The organism is Enterobacter sp., from assembly GCF_977039595.1.
In genome coordinates this window covers 1-17670 of record NZ_CDRQYH010000015.1, presented here as the reverse complement: position 1 = coordinate 17670, position 17670 = coordinate 1, and the positions used below count along the sequence as shown (strand labels likewise).

Genomic DNA, 17670 nt, shown 5'->3' with positions numbered 1-17670 from the left:
CCCCGGCGAAACGGTTACTTGCTCATGGTGGCGATGTTAAACACCTGCTCGAGCATCGGATTAAAGGTGAAGCCTTTGACCTCTTTGTTCATCGCCAGCTGGTAGTTCTTCTGGAACAGATAAACGTATGCCGCTTCGTCGATAACCACCTTTTGCGCCTGCTGGTAATCTTTGGTGCGTTCAGCCTGGTCGGTGGTTTTCAGCGCGGCCTGCAGCAGGGAATCGACCTCTTTGTTCTCATAGAACGAGCGGTTGCCCGGCAGCCCTTTTTTATCCGATTCGAACCAGTAGTTCATGAACATATACGGGTCGGCAAAGTCCGGGCTCCAGTTGCCGATGGCGATGTCGTAATCGCCTTTGCCGACGCGGTCGCGCATGGTGGCGTTGGCCAGTTTCTCCAGCTTGACGTTAATGCCGATCTTGCCAAGGCTGGCCTGGGTTGAGAGGGCGATAGGCTCCCAGTTTGGATCGTTGTCCGAGTAGAGGAAGGTCAGGCTGGCGGGCTTGTCTTTGACCTTCTCCAGGGCTGCTTTAGCTTTGGCCTCGTCGAGGCTGTACTGCATAGCCGCGGCGTCAAAACCCCACATGCCTTCCGGGATCGGGCCGCGCATCTGCTTGCCGTTGCCGCTCAGAATGCCTTTCACCATCCCCTGATAGTCCGTCGCCCAGGAGACCGCGCGGCGTAAATCCACCTGATTGAGCGGCGCTTTGCTGTTGTTGAGGTAGAGGTAGGTCACGCGCAGGGACGGGTATTCGGCGACGGCGACTTTGCCTTCCTGCTTCAGGGCTGCCAGCTGATCGACCGGCAGGGAGTCGGCAATGTCCAGGTCACCGCGGGAAAGCTGCAGACGGCGCGACGCGCTCTCACCGATAATTTTTACCGAGACGCGCTTAAAGTGCGGCTTGTCGCCAGACCAGTGCGGGTTTGGCACCAGCACCAGCTGCTGGCCTTTCTGCCAGCTCTTCAACATAAACGGCCCGGAACCGGCGGTGTTTTGCGCCAGAAAGCCGCGCGCATCGTCTGCGGCATTGGCCTTCAGCACCGCCGGGTTAATGATGGACGCCCCGTCGTTTGCCAGGGTGTAGAGGAAAGGCGCGAACGGCTGGCTGAGGGTGAACTTCACCGTGTGGTCATCAACGGCATCAATTTTCAGATCTTTCGGGAAGGCTTCAGACGGCCCCTGGCTGAGCTTCAGCAGGCGCTCAAAGGAGAGTTTGACCGCCTTGGCGGTAACCGGCGTGCCGTCAGAGAATTTGGCGTTATCCGCCAGGGTGAAGGTCCACTCTTTCTGGTCGTCGGAAGCTTTCCAGCCCGTCGACAGATCGCCTTCCACCTCGGTAGAGCCTGGCTTGTACTTGACCAGACGCTGGTAGGACGGATAGGTGACGGTCCAGTCGTTGTTATCGATAGTGATAGCTGGATCGAGCGTTTGCGGGTCGGAGGCTTTCCCGATCGCCAGCATGTCTTTCGGGACGGCAGCCAGCGCCAGCGGTGCGCTCAGGGCCAGCGTGGCGGCAATGATGGTCGAGAGAAGCGATGTTTTCATGGCAGTGCTCCAGGTTCAAAGAGAGGTGTGCGTCAGGGGAAAACAGGCAAAACGGTCGTCAAGCAGCGGGTAGCTGGCGGCGTTAGGCAGTTCGAAGTGCCACCATTCGCTGCTGATACCCACAAAACCGCCGCCGAACATGATGGCGTTCAGCAGCAGACGGTTACGCTGGGCGTGCGGCGGTACGGAGGGGTGATACGGATGCGATCGGTCATGCATTTCGTCAAAACCGGCGCCCATATCCAGCACGGCGTTATGTTCGTCCATCAGGGTGACGTCGATGGCCGTGCCGCGGCTGTGGTTGGAGCCAATCGCCACGTCGACCACGTATTCCGGGTTGGGGCAGGCCTCCCACAGCTGAGCCTGCGCCTGCTGCGGCCGATAGGCGTCGTAGACCACCAGCTTCAGCCCGGCCAGCGTGGCAATGCTGATGGCTTTTGCCAGCGCGGTAGCGGCATCGGTATGAAGCAGGCACAGCGCCTCCTGATAGATCGGGCGGCCGGTGATGTTGTCGGCGGTGGCGTATTTCAGATCGATATGCAGCGTGGGGAACGTCTTCGCCACATCAATCAGTTCACTCTCTACGGGCATAGCTCCGCTCCTTTAGCGTTCGAATTGACCAAACTCTTGTTGTAATTGTCGGTTTACCGCCAGACGAGCCGGAAGCGCATCGCCCAGCGCTTCCACCACGCCCGACAGCAGCAGGTTGAACAGGCAGCTTACGGGGGCAAGTGAATCCCAGAAATGACCGGTATCGGTTTTCACCTGCAGCAAATCCATCGGGTAATCCCGCGCCCACGGGCACCAGATGTCGGTGATTAAGGCCAGCGGAATGCCTTTCTCGCTCGCGACGCGGCAGTACTGGCGCGCCATTGCGAAGTAGGTACGCGTATCTGTCAGCACGACATAAGGGTGCGAGAACCCCGAGTTCAGGGATTCCACCCAGCTGCCGGATGCCCCTTCGGAGTAGCTCACCCGCGGGCGGAGGTATTCAAGGTGGCTGAAGAAGGCGTTGGCGATCCCGCGCGTGGACTGGATCCCCAGCACAAAGACCGCGTCCGCGTGGGCCAGATGGTGTACCACCTGGCGGAAGGCGTCCGTTTGCGCCAACTGGTACACCTGCGTGATGGCGTCCACTTCCAGCGACAGGGCGTGCTGAAGGCGGCTGGAAAGAGGGCGCTGCTGCTGCCAGGAGTCGAGCCGCTCGTTCATGCCCCAGGGCTGATACGGATCGCGCAGGCTTTTTTTGGCATCTTCCAGGTTGCGGTACCCCAGCTTGCGCAGGAAGCGTCCGACGGTAATTCCGCTGGTCCCGCTCGCCTGACCCACACTTTCCGCCGTTTCAAACGGGATTTGCGCGGCGTGCGCCAGCAGCCAGCTTCCGACCCGCTTTTCGCTGGGCGTGAGCTGGCTGAAGGTCGCTTCGATACGGCTCAACATCTCAGGTTTCGTCGTCATACCGCCTCGCTGTTAACAGGCTGTCAAAAGCTGATTTTGTGTTACCCAATTAACAATGCATGACGCGTGCCATATTCACAGGCGGGCGAAAACCCGCTGCGCAGTAAACTTCATGCAATATTTAGTTAACCAATGATCAACATTTGTGCAGCGTAGTTCACTTTTGGTGCACTGGCTGAGCGGGCAGGTATGAATTTGGTGAATACGTCAGTCCGTTCACATTTTTGATAAGATAGATGTACTGTGAATATAAAAGGGATCCCGGCATGGCAAATCTGCCCTGGCGAGTCAGCGTGCGCCTGATCGCGCTTGCAAAGAAAACAGGAATGATCGTGGGGATCGTCCTGGTCGTTCTGCTGGCGGTGCGGGTCTATCTCTCGCAGCAGGGGCCGGAACTGCACCTGTGGCACACCTGGCGGGCCGATGAGATGTCCGCGCGCGAGATGGACAACACCGACTTTGCCGGGTATCAGGCCCGGGAAAAGGCGATTTTCACCGATCTGGATAACGCGGTGACGGCGAAAACAGCGGGCGAGGAACAAACCCCGTTAAACCGCTACTACCGCCAGAGCCTGGTGTGGCCCGGTCAGTTTGCCCCCGATGCCAACCGCTCCTTTGTGCTGATGCCGGCCGGAAAGCCACGCGGCGCGGTGGTGCTGCTGCACGGTTTGACGGACTCGCCTTACAGCGTCCGACGCCTTGCCGTGAACTATCAACAGCACGGCTTTGTGGCCGTGGTCCCGCGTCTACCCGGGCACGGCACCGCGCCCGGTGCGCTGACGGACGTTGACTGGGAAATGTGGCTGGCGGCGACGCGTCTTGCGGTGCGGGAAGCCACGCGCCTGGCGGGTGAGGCTGTGCCTTTGCATCTGGTGGGCTACTCCAACGGCGGGGCGCTGGCGATGAAATATACCCTCGATGCGCTTGACACTTCTGCGCTGCGTAAACCCCAGCAGGTGATCCTGCTCTCACCGATGATCGGCGTGACGTCCTTTGCGCGCTTTGCCGGTTTCGCCGGGTTACCGGCGCTGCTGCCGGCGTTTGCTAAAGCAGCCTGGCTGAATATTGCGCCGGAATATAACCCGTATAAATACAATTCTTTCCCGGTTAATGCCGCTCGCCAGTCGTGGCTGCTGACGAAGGCCCTGCAGGAGCAGATTGGCCGTGAGGCGCGGGTAAACAGGCTGGCGAAATTGCCGCCGGTGCTGGCGTTCCAGTCGGTCATGGATTCTACGGTCAGCACCCGCGCGGTGGTGACCGGCCTGTTCGACCAGCTTCCCGCAAACGGCAGCGAGCTGGTGGTGTTTGACATCAACCAGGCGGCGAGCTTCCGCCCGCTGTTCAAACCGTCGTCGTGGACGGCTACCTCGGCCCTACTGCCGGTTGCGCAAAGGCGTTACAGTGTCACTATTATTACCAATGCTGGCGAGCACAGTTTCTCGACGGTGGCGAAAATCACTCCAGCAGGCAGCACGCAGGAGACGGTCGTGCCGCTTGCGCAGTCCTGGCCGCAGGATGTCTATTCACTGTCGCACGTTGCGGTGCCGTTCACGCCGGATGACGATCTCTATGGTCGTGAACCTGCAGTGAAAAACCGCTACGGCATCAGCCTCGGGACAATTGCGCTCTGGGGAGAAACGTCCGTGTTGAGCGTCGCAAAAGAAGCGCTGATGCGGGTCACCTCGAACCCGTTCTACGACTATATGCAGGAGAGGATCGACAGCCGGATTGGCGACGGGGGAAAGTAACGTTCCTTTGTGGTGTGAATAAGTTAGGTCGCATTGATTAAGTATGTTAAATAGAAGCTTCAAAGCACCTCTCTTTCTCATCGGAACCCATTTTTGTGCTGACGACTCTGATCTACCGAAGCCAGTTGAATTTATCCCCCCCGACCACTGAACTGCGGGAGCTGGTGGAGCGCGCCAGGGGCCGCAATGCAAAACTGAATATCACCGGCGTCCTCCTTGCTAAAGGGGACGACGTTCTGCAGATCCTCGAAGGGTCGGAAGAGAGTGTGGTCAAACTGTTCCACACCATCCGTGAGGACAAGCGGCACAGCGGGGTGGTTGAACTGCTGCGGGACTATGGTCCGCGCAGACGCTTCGAAAACGTCGGCATGCTGCTGTTCGATCTGCAAATGCAGTCGCCGAAAGAGGTGCTGCAGTCGGTGCTGCGCTACAGCAAGCTGGAGAGCTATCTGACCTCCGACGATCGGGTGTTCAAATTTATTCAGACCTTTATAACCGGTAAACGTCCGGCCCCGTCGGGGGCACGCTACACCCCGGACAAATGGACGCTCTCGACCGAAACGTTACCCTTTGGTGAGCATCTGGGCCTGATTGTCGGGCAAACCTGCCAGTTTGCGCTGCAGCCTATTGTCGAGCCCTCGGAAGGGAAGATCAGCTCCCTTGAGGCGCTTATCCGCGGCAACGACGGCGGCAGCCCGGAGCATTTCTTCAGCACTGTCAACCCGGACAACGTCTACGAAGTCGATCTCCAGACAAAAGCGTATGCCTTTGCGCTGGCGGAAAAGCTGGGCATTGGCAGCCATAAAATCGCGGTAAACCTGCTTCCCATGTCGCTGGTTAATGTCCCTGGCGCGGTGGAATTTCTGGTCAATCAGATTAAAAAGCATGGCCTTCAGCCGGAGCAGGTGGTCATTGAAGTCACTGAAAACGAGATGATCTCCGGGTTCAACCAGTTTAACAGCGCCATTAAGCAGCTTCGCGGCGAGGGGATTGGCCTGGCGATCGATGATTTTGGTTCGGGCTATGCCGGGCTTTCGCTGCTGACCCGCTTCCAGCCTGACAAAATTAAAATCGACCGCGAAATTGTCAGCAACATCCACCTGAGCGGCCCGAAGCAGGCGATCGTGCGCTCCATCATCAGCTGTTGCTCCGATCTGGAAATCACCCTGGTGGCTGAAGGCATTGAGAAAATAGAAGAGTGGTGCTGGCTTGAATCCGCCGGTATCCGTCGTTTCCAGGGCTTCCTGTTTGCCCGGCCGCAGCTTAATGGCGTCGGCGATATCTACTGGCCGCATCTGGTGCGGTAAGGCAATTTTCCCTCCCGTTATTTCCCCTTTGCCCGGCCTGTGCTTAAATAGCTAAAACGGTTTAACATAGTTTAGCTAAGAGGATCACATGAAGAAAATCTGGGTACTTGGCGATGCGGTAGTGGATTTGCTGCCCGATGGAGAAGGCAGATTGCTGCAGTGTCCCGGCGGCGCACCGGCAAACGTTGCGGTCGGAATTGCCCGGCTCGGCGGCCAGAGCGCCTTTATCGGCAGGGTTGGCGACGATCCTTTCGGGCGCTTTATGGCGAAAACGCTCGCTGACGAGCGGGTTGACGTGACGTGGATGCGCCTTGACCCGGCGCACCGCACCTCAACGGTAGTGGTCGATCTGGACGACCATGGCGAGCGCTCGTTTACGTTCATGGTGCGCCCGAGCGCCGATCTGTTTCTGGAACCCGCCGATCTGCCACCGTTTAGCGCCGGAGAGTGGCTGCACGTCTGCTCCATCGCGCTAAGCGCAGAGCCGAGCCGTACGGCGACATTTGAGGCGATGGCCGCCATCCGTGAAGCGGGCGGTTACGTCAGCTTCGACCCCAATATTCGCCCGGATCTCTGGCCGGATGAGAACACACTGCATGGCTGCCTGGAGCAGGCCCTGCAAAGCGCCGACGTGGTGAAACTTTCGGTAGAAGAGCTGGCCTTTTTCACCGGCAGCGCGGAGGTCAACGTCGGTCTGGAAGTGCTGATTGAGCGCTGCCCGGCGCGTCTGGTGCTGGTCACTCAGGGTAAAGAGGGCGTCATCGCCTGGCATGACGGCGCAGTGGAGCACTATCCGGCAACGCCTGTTGAGTGTGTCGATACCACCGGCGCGGGCGATGCCTTTGTGTCGGGGCTGCTCTACGGGCTGGCTGCCGGGCAGGACCTGACGCCGGTCATCGCCTTAGCCCAGCGCTGCGGCGCATTAGCCACCACGGCCAAAGGGGCGATGACCGCCTTGCCGTGGCAGCACGAACTGTAATTCCTCCCTTCACTGGCCGCCATCCGGCGGCCTGAATTGTCGCCTCGATCACACTTACTAAAACGGTTTAGCAAAAAAGATTGCCGATCCAAAATTCACAGGTTTAGTATCAGCAACCTAAGCCGGTTTAGCAATTTAGCACGTTTAATGACTTCTTTTAGGGATGCGACAAAATGTATAAAAAACGCAGACTTGCCGTGATGATAGGCATGCTGGCCGGAAGTACCTCTGTTTTTGCCCAAACGGATATGACAAGTATCGAAGCGCGTCTTGCCGCGATGGAGCAGCGCCTCCAGGCGGCGGAAACGCGTGCGCAGGTGGCTGAAAAACGCGCCGCCGATGCGGAACAAAAAACGCAGCAGCTGGTTGCCGCTCAGCAGCAGACGCAAACGACAACTCAGGCGGTAGCGCAGCGCACCACCGCGCTGGAGAAGAAGGCGGATCAGACCGGCGGGTTTGAGTTCCACGGCTATGCCCGCTCTGGCCTGCTGATGAACGATGCGGCCTCCAGCAGCAAAAGCGGCCCTTATCTGACCCCAGCCGGAGAAACCGGCGGCGCGGTAGGGCGTCTGGGGAACGAAGCCGACACCTACGTCGAGCTGAACCTGGAGCACAAGCAAACCCTGGATAACGGGGCGACCACGCGCTTCAAGGCGATGCTGGCCGACGGTCAGAGAACCTATAACGACTGGTCAGCCGATACCAGCGATCTCAATATTCGCCAGGCTTTCGCGGAGCTGGGCAACCTGCCTGATTTTACCGGCGCGCTGAAGGGCAGCACCTTCTGGGCAGGTAAACGCTTCGACCGCGACAACTTTGACATTCACTGGCTGGACTCCGACGTGGTGTTCCTGGCCGGTACCGGCGGCGGCGTCTACGACGTGAAATGGAACGATTCGCTGCGCAGTAACTTCTCCATTTACGGCCGCAACTTCGGCAGCGTGGAGCAGACCGACAACAACGTTCAAAACTATATTCTCAGCATGAACCACTTCGCCGGCCCGTTCCAGCTGATGGTGAGCGGCCTGCGGGCGAAGGATAACGACGACCGTAAAGACACTAACGGCGATCTGATTAAAACGGATGCCGCCAATCACGGCGTTCATGCCCTGGTAGGCTTGCATAATGATAGCTTCTACGGCCTGCGCGAAGGGACTGCCAAAACGGCGCTGCTGTATGGTCACGGGCTGGGTGCGGAGGTGAAAAGCATCGGCTCCGACGGCGCGCTGCTGTCTGAGGCGGATACCTGGCGCTTCGCAAGTTACGGTGTCACGCCGATCGGCGGTGGCTGGAGCGTTGCGCCCGCCGTTCTGGCACAGAGCAGTAAAGATCGCTACGTCAAGGGCGATAGCTATGAGTGGGTAACGCTCAATACCCGCCTGATCAAAGAGGTCACCCAGAATTTCGCGCTGGCGTTTGAGGGAAGCTATCAGTACATGGATTTAAATCCGGAAGGCTATAAGGATCGCAACGCCGTCAACGGCAGTTTCTACAAGCTGACCTTTGCGCCAACCTTAAAAGCGAGCAAAATCGGCGATTTCTTCAGCCGTCCTGAGCTGCGCCTGTTTGCCACCTGGATGGACTGGAGCAGCAAACTGGATCATTACGCCAGCGATGATGCCTTTGGCAGCAGCGGCTTCAACGCCGGCGGGGAATGGAACTTTGGGGTCCAGATGGAAACCTGGTTTTAACCCATCACGCTCCCGCCTGGCGGGAGCGTTTCGTACATCATAAAAAGAAGTCAGGCAGAGGTATCTATGGATTTTAATCAAATCGCCCGCGAGCTTATTCCGCTGCTCGGTGGCAAGGAAAATATCGCCAGCGCGGCGCACTGCGCAACGCGTCTTCGTCTGGTGCTGGTCGATGACGCGCTGGCGGATCAGCAGGCCATCGGCAAGGTCGACGGCGTAAAAGGCTGCTTCCGTAACGCCGGGCAGATGCAGGTGATTTTTGGTACGGGCGTGGTCAACAAGGTTTATGCCGCGTTTATTCAGGCGGCCGGGATAAGTGAGTCCAGCAAGTCGGAAGCCGCAGATCTGGCGGCGCGCAAGCTGAACCCGTTCCAGCGCATTGCCCGTCTGCTCTCCAACATCTTTGTGCCAATCATCCCCGCGATTGTGGCGTCCGGTCTGCTGATGGGCCTTCTCGGCATGGTGAAAACCTACGGCTGGGTCAATGCGGATAACGCCATCTACATCATGCTGGACATGTGCAGCTCCGCGGCGTTCATCATCCTGCCTATTCTGATTGGCTTCACCGCCGCGCGCGAATTTGGCGGTAACCCGTACCTCGGCGCGACGCTGGGCGGCATTCTGACCCACCCGGCGCTGACCAACGCCTGGGGCGTGGCGTCGGGCTTCCACACCATGAACTTCTTCGGCCTAGAGATTGCGATGATTGGCTATCAGGGCACGGTATTCCCGGTGCTGCTGGCCGTCTGGTTTATGAGCATCGTCGAGAAAAACCTGCGCCGCGCGATCCCGGATGCGTTAGACCTGATCCTGACCCCGTTCCTCACCGTCGTTATCTCCGGCTTTATCGCCTTGCTGATTATCGGCCCGGCGGGGCGCGCTCTGGGGGACGGTATCTCCTTTATTCTGAGCACGCTGATCGCCCACGCGGGCTGGCTGGCCGGGCTACTGTTCGGCGGGCTTTACTCGGTAATTGTGATCACCGGTATTCACCACAGCTTCCACGCGATTGAAGCCGGGCTGCTGGGTAACCCGTCGATTGGCGTTAACTTCCTGCTGCCGATCTGGGCCATGGCGAACGTGGCGCAGGGCGGCGCCTGTCTGGCGGTGTGGTTCAAAACCAAAGATGCCAAAATCAAAGCCATTACCTTACCGTCGGCGTTCTCTGCGATGCTGGGCATCACCGAAGCGGCCATTTTTGGTATCAACCTGCGCTTCGTTAAGCCGTTTATCGCCGCGCTGATCGGCGGTGCGGTGGGCGGGGCCTGGGTGGTCTCCGTACATGTATACATGACTGCCGTCGGGCTGACCGCCATCCCGGGCATGGCCATCGTGCAGGCCAGCTCGCTGCTGAACTATATTATCGGCATGGTGATTGCCTTCGGCGTGGCGTTTACCGTCTCGCTGCTGCTGAAATATAAAACGGATTCTGAATAATGACGTTACCTTCCCGCTGGCCTGCGATCCTGCAGGCCGTTATGAAAGGTCAGCCGCGGGCGCTGGCGGACAGCCATTATCCGCAGTGGCATCCCGCGCCGGTGACGGGGCTGATGAACGACCCGAACGGGTTTATCTGGTTTGCCGGCCGCTACCACCTGTTCTATCAGTGGAACCCGCTGGACTGCGAGCATCGCTTCAAGTGCTGGGGGCACTGGAGCTCTGCGGACCTCGTGCACTGGCGGCATGAGCCGCTGGCGCTGATGCCCGACGAAGAGTATGACCGCAACGGCTGCTACTCCGGCAGCGCCGTGGACAACCAGGGCGTTTTGACACTGTGCTACACCGGCAACGTCAAGTTCGATGACGGCAGCCGCACCGCCTGGCAGTGCCTGGCCGTGGAGCAGCCGGACGGAACGTTTACGAAGCTGGGGCCGGTGCTGGCGCTGCCGGAAGGCTACACCGGACACGTGCGCGACCCGAAGGTGTGGCAGCACGAAGGGGAGTGGTACATGGTGCTCGGCGCGCAGGATGTGCAAAAGCGCGGCAAGGTACTGCTCTTTAAATCAGCCGATTTGCACGCCTGGACTTCCTGCGGGGAGATCGCCGGTCACGGGATTAACGGCCTGACGGACGCGGGCTATATGTGGGAGTGTCCGGACCTGTTTGACCTCGACGGAACGCATGTTCTGATCTGCTGCCCGCAGGGGCTTGCGCGCGAGCCGCATCGCTACCTCAATACCTATCCGGCTACCTGGATGAGCGGGGCGTTTGATTACGCCAGCGCCGCATTCGATCACGGCGAGCTGCACGAGCTGGACGCGGGGTTTGAGTTTTACGCACCGCAAACCACGCTGGCGGAAGACGGACGCCGCATTCTGATCGGCTGGATGGGCGTACCGGACGGGGAAGAGATGCTTCAGCCAACCCGGGCGCACGGCTGGATGCACCAGATGACCTGCCCGCGCGAATTACGGTACCGCGACGGCAGGCTCTGGCAGATCCCGGCGCGCGAGCTGGCGGCGCTGCGTGAAGATGAGCAGCGCTGGCAGGGGCGCGCCAGCGACGCGCCCGAACTGGACGCGACGTGCCTGGAGTTTGAGCTTAGCGCCGCGCACGTGAGCGTCGATTTTGCCGGCGCGCTGCGTCTCATGGTTGATGAGCAGGGCATACGTCTTGAACGCGCGAGCCTCAAAACCGGTGAAACGCTGACCCGCTACTGGCAGGGCGACGTCAGTCATTTACGCGTTCTCTGCGACCGCTCCAGCGTTGAAATCTTCATCAACCACGGTGAAGGAGTGATGAGCAGCCGCTATTTTCCTGCCCATCCGGCCCGGGTGCGGTTCGAAGGTGCGTCCGATATCACATTACGCTACTGGTCGCTGCGCGCCTGCATGATAGAATGAGGGTTTTGGCAGCCGGATCTAAGTCGTTGTGAGAAAAACAAAACGCGTCACCATTAAAGACATCGCGGAGCTGGCGGGTGTGTCAAAAGCCACCGCCAGCCTGGTCCTGAACGGGCGCAGCAAAGAGCTTCGCGTGGCGGAAGAGACGCGCGAGCGCGTGCTGGCGATTGCAAAAGAGCACCACTATCAGCCCAGCATTCACGCCCGGTCGCTGCGCGATAACCGCAGCCACACCGTTGGTCTGGTGGTCCCGGAGATCACCAACTACGGTTTTGCCGTCTTTTCTCACGAGCTGGAAACGCTGTGCCGCGAGGCGGGCGTTCAGCTGCTGATCTCCTGCAGCGATGAAAACCCGGGGCAGGAGACGGTAGTGGTGAACAACATGGTGGCGCGTCAGGTGGACGGGCTGATTGTGGCTTCCAGCATGCTCAACGATGCGGACTACCATAAGCTCAGCGAGCAGCTGCCGGTGGTCCTGTTTGACCGTCACATCAACGACAGCGCGCTGCCGCTGGTTATTACCGATTCCATTACCCCGACGACCGAACTGGTGGCCGACATTGCGCGTCAGCATCCTGATGAGTTCTACTTCCTCGGCGGGCAGCCCCGCTTATCCCCGACGCGCGACCGTCTGGAAGGGTTTAAGCAAGGGCTGCGTGAGGCCGGCGTGGAGCTGCGCCCCGAGTGGATCATTCACGGCAACTATCACCCGAGCTCCGGATACGAGATGTTTGCTGAACTCTGCGCCCGCCTGGGGCGTCCGCCGAAAGCGCTGTTCGCCGCCGCCTGCGGGCTGCTGGAAGGGGTGCTGCGCTATATGGGCCAACATAACCTGCTGCAAAGCGATATCAGGTTAGCCAGTTTTGACGATCACTATCTCTACGATTCGCTGACGATCCCGGTGGATACCATCCGCCAGGATAACCGACAGCTGGCGTGGCACTGCTTTGATTTGATTAGCAAACTGATCGAGGGGGAGACCCCGGAACCGTTGCAACGCAAGCTGTCTGCCACCCTGCAGCGGCGCTATAAGTCATCTAAATAGCCCGACTGGATACTTCAATAACTTTAATTAATTTAAGTTTTGGAAGCGCCGATAACCATAAGGAATAATTCTCCTTGAGGTATTGGTTTATGTCGTTGAAAAAGTCGTCCCTGATTGTCCTGTTCTCGCTGCTTTTCTTCTTTGTTGTCAGCACCGTCACCAGCGTTGGCCTCATCATTAAAAGTAATAATTCGCTGGATAACGTCAACAAAGAGATCCAGGTTGTGCTGTCCATTATTGACCCCATCAACCACAGCCGTACGCTACGCGTGAGGGTTATGGAGTATGTGAAGATGGTGGAAGCGGGTAATACTGCCGGCGAGGCTGCCAAGCTTACCGCCGTGAAAGAGGCGCTGACCAAAGCGGACCACGCCTTTGCGGCCTTTATGGCGTCGCCGCGTCTGCCGGATGAAGCGCCGCTGGTGACAGCCTATCAGGACGGCTGGCAAAACTACCGCAACCAGGGGCTGGCGCCGCTGATCGACGCCGCCGAGGCGCACGATGTGGCTAAATTCAACGCGCTGATCCCGGAAGTCTCCCGCCTTGACCGCCAGTACGAGATCGTTCTCGACCAGGTGCTTTCCGTCCACCAGAAATACGCCAAAAGCCTGAACGAAGATGCGAGCAGTAACTTCGTCTCTGGACTGGCGATCGTTGCCGCTATCGCCAGCCTGTTTGTGGTGGTGATTATCGCCGTCAGCCTGCTGATGAAGCGCTTTGTCTTTGCGCCGATCAACCTGGCGCGCGAGCACTGCAGCCAGATTGCGGCTGGCAAGCTGGACATTCCGGTGCCGGTGAAGGGGAGTACAAGCAACGAAATCGACCATCTGATGGGCTCGATGGAGCAGATGCGTCAGGCGCTGCTGGCGACCATCGCCCAGGTGCGCGATGCGAGCCATACCGTAACGCACGCAGCGCAGGAGATTGCCTCCGGGAATATCGACCTGGCGTCACGCACCGAGCAGCAGGCTTCGGCGTTAACCCAGACGGCGGCCAGCATGGAAGAGCTGAGCGCGACGGTGGCGAACAATACCGATAATGTGTATCAGGCCGGTAAACTGGTGCAGGACGCGGTGAAAAATGCCCACACCGGTGAAGCGGTAACCCGCGAAGTCATCGACACGATGAATACCATCGCGGCGAACTCGAAGCGCATTGAAGACATCACCAGCGTGATTAACAGCATCGCCTTCCAGACCAACATTCTGGCACTGAACGCGGCGGTTGAAGCGGCGCGCGCCGGTACGCAGGGACGCGGCTTTGCGGTCGTAGCCAGCGAAGTGCGCACTCTGGCGCAGAAAAGCGCGGTGGCGGCGAAAGATATCGAAAGCCTGATCGCGCAGTCGGTCTCCAGCGTGAAAAACGGTGCGGAGCTGGTAAGCCGCTCGGGCGAGGTGATTGATTCGATCATTTCGTCGGTGAATAAAGTGAATACGCTGATGGAGCAGATCTCCGTCGCCTCTGAAGAGCAGAGCCGCGGGATCGGCCAGGTCGGGCAGGCGGTGACCGAAATGGACGGCGTGACCCAGCAGAACGCCGCGCTGGTGCAGCAGTCCGCCGCCGCAGCAGCCTCGCTGGAAGAGCAGGCGCAGCAGCTTTCACGGAGTATTTCGAGTTTTAGGTTGCCGGTGCAGGCTTGATTGAATGAGGGAGGCTCCGCAAGGAGCCTTTTTGTACCTGGCATAACCGTAACTGTATAATTCAGAAGGTCTCTGCAGGCAGCACAAATCTAATATTAACTATCACCAGGGAAAGTTATGTTAATCATTTTTAGTGGGCTACCCGGCAGCGGTAAAAGTACCGTTGCAAAAATTGTTGCTCAAAGGCTGGGGGCTGTTTATCTGCGGGTTGATACCGTTGAGCAGGCCATTCGTTCAGTTTCTGAACCCGGCCAGAAAACGGGTCCGGAGGGCTATTTTGCCCTCTATGGCTTAGCAAGTGAGAATCTTAAGCTGGGCTCCACCGTTGTTACCGATTCCGTTAATGATATTAACCTTGTGCGAGATGCTTTCCGCAATATTGCTCTGTCGTTGAAGGTGCCTTTCCTGGAAGTTGAAATTGTCTGCTCAGACGAAAAAGAACATCGTTTTCGCGTAGAGAACAGAGTCTCTGATATCCCAGGGCTCGCGCCTCCTGACTGGGAACAGGTTAAAAACCGTGAGTACGAAACCTGGGAAAGAGAACATCTCATATTGGATACCGCCCTGTTATCAGCTGCAGAGTGTGCAGATAAAATCCTGGAAATTAAGAACGCTCTAAACCGGCCTTAAACGGTGAACAAGCGCCAGCAATGGCTTTCACGGGGCGTGTGAAAATACGCTCCCCGCAAAATTATTCATTCCCCCAAGCAATATTTGCCTCCCTCATCCGTCTACCTCATCACAAGCCATAATCAGTTACTGTAAACGAGGTAAACACCATGAGAGATTTTGAAATGCACGGCAGAGGTCACGGGCGCGGATTCGGTCGTCACCGTATGGGCAAGGGCTTAGTCATCGGCGCGGTGATTTTCATCGTGCTCGGCCTGCTGGTGATGTCCCTGTGGAACGCCTTGCTCCCGGCGATCCTGGGCGTGAAGGCCATCGGATTCTGGCAGGCGCTGGGCATTCTGGTGCTGAGCCGCATTCTGTTTGGCGGCTTAGGTTTCCGCCCCGGGATGTTTGGCGCGCACCGCCGGATGCACGAGCGCTGGATGAACATGACGCCCGAACAGCGCGAGGCGTTTATTCAGCAGCGTCGCGAAGGGTTTGGTCGCCACGGTCGTGGGCACTGCGGCTGGCACGGTCATCGTGACGATAAGCGCGATGAAGCCACGCCAAAAGCGCCGGATGCAGAGTGAGCGAGATGAAAGCCGGGGAGACGGGCGGATCCATGCTGATGTCGGCGCTCAATGCCTGCCGCGCCCGGCTGAAAGCCTTCATTCGCGGACGGATCTCCGTGCGCGATGATGCCGACGACATTTTGCAGGAAGTGACGTATCAGCTGATGAAAGTGGAGCAGCCGGTCGAAAACGTCGCCGCCTGGCTGTTCCGCGCGGCGCGTAACGAGATGACCGACCGGGCGCGCAAAAAGCGTGAGGTGTCGCTCTCCGGCTATTTTACGGGCGAAGACGACGAGGGTTTTCCGGAAGACGAGCTGGCCGAAACCCTGTTCGGCGTACCGCACACGCCGGAAGAGGAGTACCTCAAGACGCTGCTGTGGGAAGAACTGGGGCAGGCGCTGTCTGAACTTCCTCCGCCGCAGCGGGAGGTATTTGAAAAGACCGAGCTCCACGGCTACAGCATCAAAATGCTGGCAGAGGAGATCGGCGCCAGCGAGCAGGCGCTGTTATCCCGCAAGCACAAGGCGGTGCTGTTTCTGCGCACGCGGCTGCGGGACGTCTATGACGCGCTGACGGGCGAATAGCGGCGACAGACAAAACCTTACACTTCCGGCACTTGTAGATTCATCACTATCGTTTATGATCGGGGCGTCTCGTCACTCTGGAATGTTATGCGCAACCGTCAGCTCCTCGGAAAATGGCTTTTGATTATCACCTGTCTCGCGATGGCGCTTTGCCTCGTGCAGCGTGCGGTGATGCTCAACCATTTTTTACAGGGACTGGAACCGCAGATTTCACTGAGTGCAGATGCCCCAACGCAAACCAGCACCGAGCAGTCCGGGCCATCGCCCTGTCAGCTAGGCGCGCACTCGCTTCTCTGCGCCCAGCCGCTGTTTTTCGACGGCGCGCTGCCGGCCATTATTATCTTCTTCGCGCTGCTGCAGCTGTTTACGCAAGGGCGGGCAATGGCTCCTGCGCAACAGTCCGTTCAGGCACCGCCTCCCCGAATACACCTGAAAAACTGCGTTTTCCGTGAATGAAAAACATCGTCACCACACGATAATTTTTCACTGTTCACGGAGTACAACATGGTTAACCTCTTCAGGGGATTCGTCTTCCTGTGGCTGTCCTGCATCGGCATTGCCCATGCGGCGGACACCGGCTGGCTGGTCTCCCCACAAAACGATCACGCCCGCATCCGCTTTCAGGCGGAGAGGGAACAAACGCACATTAAGGGTCTGCTCACCGTTGAGCTAAAGCCCGGCTGGAAAACCTACTGGCGATCGCCGGGCGAGGGCGGCGTGGCGCCGAAAATCAGCTGGACGGACGGCATAACGGACAGCTGGTCCTGGCCGGTTCCGTCGCGTTTCGATATCTCCGGCATGACGACGCAGGGCTATCACGATAAGGTCACTATCCCGATCGTTCTCGACGGGGTGAAGGGCGACGCGCTCGACGGGACGCTGATACTCTCTACGTGCAGCAACGTCTGCCTGCTGACGGACTACCCGCTGCATCTCGATTTTAACCAGCCGGTGGATGAGGGCTTCCGCAGCGACTTCGAGCAAGCGATGCGCGCCGTTCCGGGCACGTCTGGCGTATCCACGGATCTCTCCGCCTGGCTCTCTGGCGACAAGCTGGTGATTACCGGCACCACGGACGGGAAATGGGACAATCCGGGGATCTACTTTGACCCGCTGGAGGGCGATATTCTGCCCGGCGAGCCGGTCATTAAACACGACGGCACTGCGCTTCGGGTGACGGTGCCCGTGACCGACGAATGGGGCGATAAACCCGCCTCGCTGGCAGGTAAAAGGCTGTCGTTTGTGCTGACCAACGGCGATCGGGCGCAGCAAACCACCATGACCGTTGGGACAACGCCCGAAGAGACCTCCGCACCGGACGGGACGGGAAAAATGGTGCTCTTTGCGCTATTAGGCGGGCTGATCCTCAACCTGATGCCCTGCGTGCTGCCGGTAATGGGCATGAAGCTTAACAGCATCCTGCAGGCGGGCTCGGACAGGCGTGCCATCCGGCTGCGCTTTCTGGCCACCAGCGCCGGGATCCTCACCTCCTTCATGCTGCTGGCCGGGATGGTCACCGCGCTGAAGCTGGCCGGAGCGTCGCTGGGGTGGGGCATTCAGTTCCAGAACCCGTGGTTTATCGGCCTGATGGTTGCCGTGACCTTCCTGTTTGCGCTGAACCTGTTTGGGACGTTTGAAATGCTGCTG

Annotated in this window: 16 protein-coding genes; 13 read left to right on the top strand and 3 right to left on the bottom strand. The window is 58.7% G+C overall.

The annotated features are described in order from the left end of the window. Positions 1–14: 14 nt before the first annotated feature. The 3 genes from ACWYRJ_RS06995 to ACWYRJ_RS06985 are packed head-to-tail and all read right to left on the bottom strand — an operon-like array spanning position 15 to position 3005. Complete coding sequence (locus ACWYRJ_RS06995; protein WP_249576007.1) at positions 15–1547, bottom strand: ABC transporter substrate-binding protein; 1533 nt, start codon at positions 1545–1547, stop codon at positions 15–17. 15 nt (positions 1548–1562) lie between these two features. Next, the gene (gene ddpX / locus ACWYRJ_RS06990) at positions 1563–2138 is read right to left on the bottom strand and encodes a D-alanyl-D-alanine dipeptidase (RefSeq protein WP_111963605.1); all 576 of its coding nucleotides are present in this window, start codon (positions 2136–2138) and stop codon (positions 1563–1565) included. A 12-nt stretch (positions 2139–2150) separates the two neighbouring features. Next, positions 2151–3005 (bottom strand): MurR/RpiR family transcriptional regulator, encoded by an 855-nt coding sequence (locus tag ACWYRJ_RS06985; protein ID WP_455507614.1) that lies wholly within the window; start codon positions 3003–3005, stop codon positions 2151–2153. A gap of 266 nt (positions 3006–3271) precedes the next feature. Here ACWYRJ_RS06985 and ACWYRJ_RS06980 point away from each other — a divergent pair, with 266 nt between their 5' ends. The 13 genes from ACWYRJ_RS06980 to ACWYRJ_RS06920 all read left to right on the top strand — a co-directional run. After that, positions 3272–4753 carry an alpha/beta hydrolase gene (locus ACWYRJ_RS06980; protein WP_455507613.1) on the top strand — a complete coding sequence of 494 codons (1482 nt, stop codon included), beginning with the start codon at positions 3272–3274 and terminating at the stop codon, positions 4751–4753. A gap of 95 nt (positions 4754–4848) precedes the next feature. Then, on the top strand, positions 4849–6060 hold the full coding sequence (locus ACWYRJ_RS06975) for a diguanylate phosphodiesterase (protein ID WP_455507612.1): 1212 nt from the start codon (positions 4849–4851) through the stop codon (positions 6058–6060). Between the two features lie 88 nt (positions 6061–6148). Next, positions 6149–7039 (top strand): aminoimidazole riboside kinase, encoded by an 891-nt coding sequence (locus ACWYRJ_RS06970; protein ID WP_455507611.1) that lies wholly within the window; start codon positions 6149–6151, stop codon positions 7037–7039. Between the two features lie 173 nt (positions 7040–7212). Next, positions 7213–8730: a carbohydrate porin gene (locus ACWYRJ_RS06965; RefSeq protein ID WP_149366951.1), complete on the top strand. Its 1518-nt coding sequence runs from the start codon at positions 7213–7215 to the stop codon at positions 8728–8730. 66 nt (positions 8731–8796) lie between these two features. Further along, positions 8797–10167: a sucrose-specific PTS transporter subunit IIBC gene (locus tag ACWYRJ_RS06960; protein WP_023619263.1), complete on the top strand. Its 1371-nt coding sequence runs from the start codon at positions 8797–8799 to the stop codon at positions 10165–10167. After that, entirely contained in the window at positions 10167–11573 is a 1407-nt protein-coding gene (locus ACWYRJ_RS06955) for a sucrose-6-phosphate hydrolase (protein WP_455507610.1), read from the top strand. The genes ACWYRJ_RS06960 and ACWYRJ_RS06955 overlap by 1 nt, the downstream gene beginning before the upstream one ends. Before the next feature lie 28 nt (positions 11574–11601). Next, a complete protein-coding gene (locus tag ACWYRJ_RS06950; protein ID WP_136194898.1) occupies positions 11602–12618 on the top strand; it encodes a LacI family DNA-binding transcriptional regulator in 1017 nt (338 codons plus the stop codon). Positions 12619–12707: 89 nt separating this feature from the next. Next, positions 12708–14258 carry a methyl-accepting chemotaxis protein gene (locus ACWYRJ_RS06945; RefSeq protein WP_455507609.1) on the top strand — a complete coding sequence of 517 codons (1551 nt, stop codon included), beginning with the start codon at positions 12708–12710 and terminating at the stop codon, positions 14256–14258. A 117-nt stretch (positions 14259–14375) separates the two neighbouring features. Further along, positions 14376–14888, top strand: a complete 513-nt coding sequence (locus ACWYRJ_RS06940; RefSeq protein ID WP_455507608.1) for an AAA family ATPase — start codon at positions 14376–14378, stop codon at positions 14886–14888. A gap of 149 nt (positions 14889–15037) precedes the next feature. Beyond that, positions 15038–15457 (top strand): hypothetical protein, encoded by a 420-nt coding sequence (locus tag ACWYRJ_RS06935; RefSeq protein WP_111963595.1) that lies wholly within the window; start codon positions 15038–15040, stop codon positions 15455–15457. A gap of 5 nt (positions 15458–15462) precedes the next feature. After that, the gene (locus ACWYRJ_RS06930) at positions 15463–16023 is read left to right on the top strand and encodes an RNA polymerase sigma factor (protein ID WP_455507639.1); all 561 of its coding nucleotides are present in this window, start codon (positions 15463–15465) and stop codon (positions 16021–16023) included. 87 nt (positions 16024–16110) lie between these two features. Next, entirely contained in the window at positions 16111–16479 is a 369-nt protein-coding gene (locus ACWYRJ_RS06925; RefSeq protein WP_111963594.1) for a hypothetical protein, read from the top strand. A gap of 48 nt (positions 16480–16527) precedes the next feature. Beyond that, positions 16528–17670 (top strand): protein-disulfide reductase DsbD domain-containing protein (locus tag ACWYRJ_RS06920; protein WP_455507607.1); only part of this gene is annotated, 1143 nt, incomplete at its 3' end.

Bases quoted from the DNA above. Each gene is read 5' to 3' on its own strand.
- ACWYRJ_RS06925 (WP_111963594.1), top strand. From the start codon at position 16,111: ATGCGCAACCGTCAGCTCCTCGGAAAATGGCTTTTGATTATCACCTGT.
- ddpX (WP_111963605.1), bottom strand. From the start codon at position 2,138: ATGCCCGTAGAGAGTGAACTGATTGATGTGGCGAAGACGTTCCCCACG.
- ACWYRJ_RS06960 (WP_023619263.1), top strand. From the start codon at position 8,797: ATGGATTTTAATCAAATCGCCCGCGAGCTTATTCCGCTGCTCGGTGGC.
- ACWYRJ_RS06945 (WP_455507609.1), top strand. From the start codon at position 12,708: ATGTCGTTGAAAAAGTCGTCCCTGATTGTCCTGTTCTCGCTGCTTTTC.
- ACWYRJ_RS06985 (WP_455507614.1), bottom strand. From the start codon at position 3,005: ATGACGACGAAACCTGAGATGTTGAGCCGTATCGAAGCGACCTTCAGC.
- ACWYRJ_RS06970 (WP_455507611.1), top strand. From the start codon at position 6,149: ATGAAGAAAATCTGGGTACTTGGCGATGCGGTAGTGGATTTGCTGCCC.
- ACWYRJ_RS06930 (WP_455507639.1), top strand. From the start codon at position 15,463: ATGAAAGCCGGGGAGACGGGCGGATCCATGCTGATGTCGGCGCTCAAT.
- ACWYRJ_RS06965 (WP_149366951.1), top strand. From the start codon at position 7,213: ATGTATAAAAAACGCAGACTTGCCGTGATGATAGGCATGCTGGCCGGA.
- ACWYRJ_RS06940 (WP_455507608.1), top strand. From the start codon at position 14,376: ATGTTAATCATTTTTAGTGGGCTACCCGGCAGCGGTAAAAGTACCGTT.
- ACWYRJ_RS06935 (WP_111963595.1), top strand. From the start codon at position 15,038: ATGAGAGATTTTGAAATGCACGGCAGAGGTCACGGGCGCGGATTCGGT.
- ACWYRJ_RS06955 (WP_455507610.1), top strand. From the start codon at position 10,167: ATGACGTTACCTTCCCGCTGGCCTGCGATCCTGCAGGCCGTTATGAAA.
- ACWYRJ_RS06980 (WP_455507613.1), top strand. From the start codon at position 3,272: ATGGCAAATCTGCCCTGGCGAGTCAGCGTGCGCCTGATCGCGCTTGCA.
- ACWYRJ_RS06995 (WP_249576007.1), bottom strand. From the start codon at position 1,547: ATGAAAACATCGCTTCTCTCGACCATCATTGCCGCCACGCTGGCCCTG.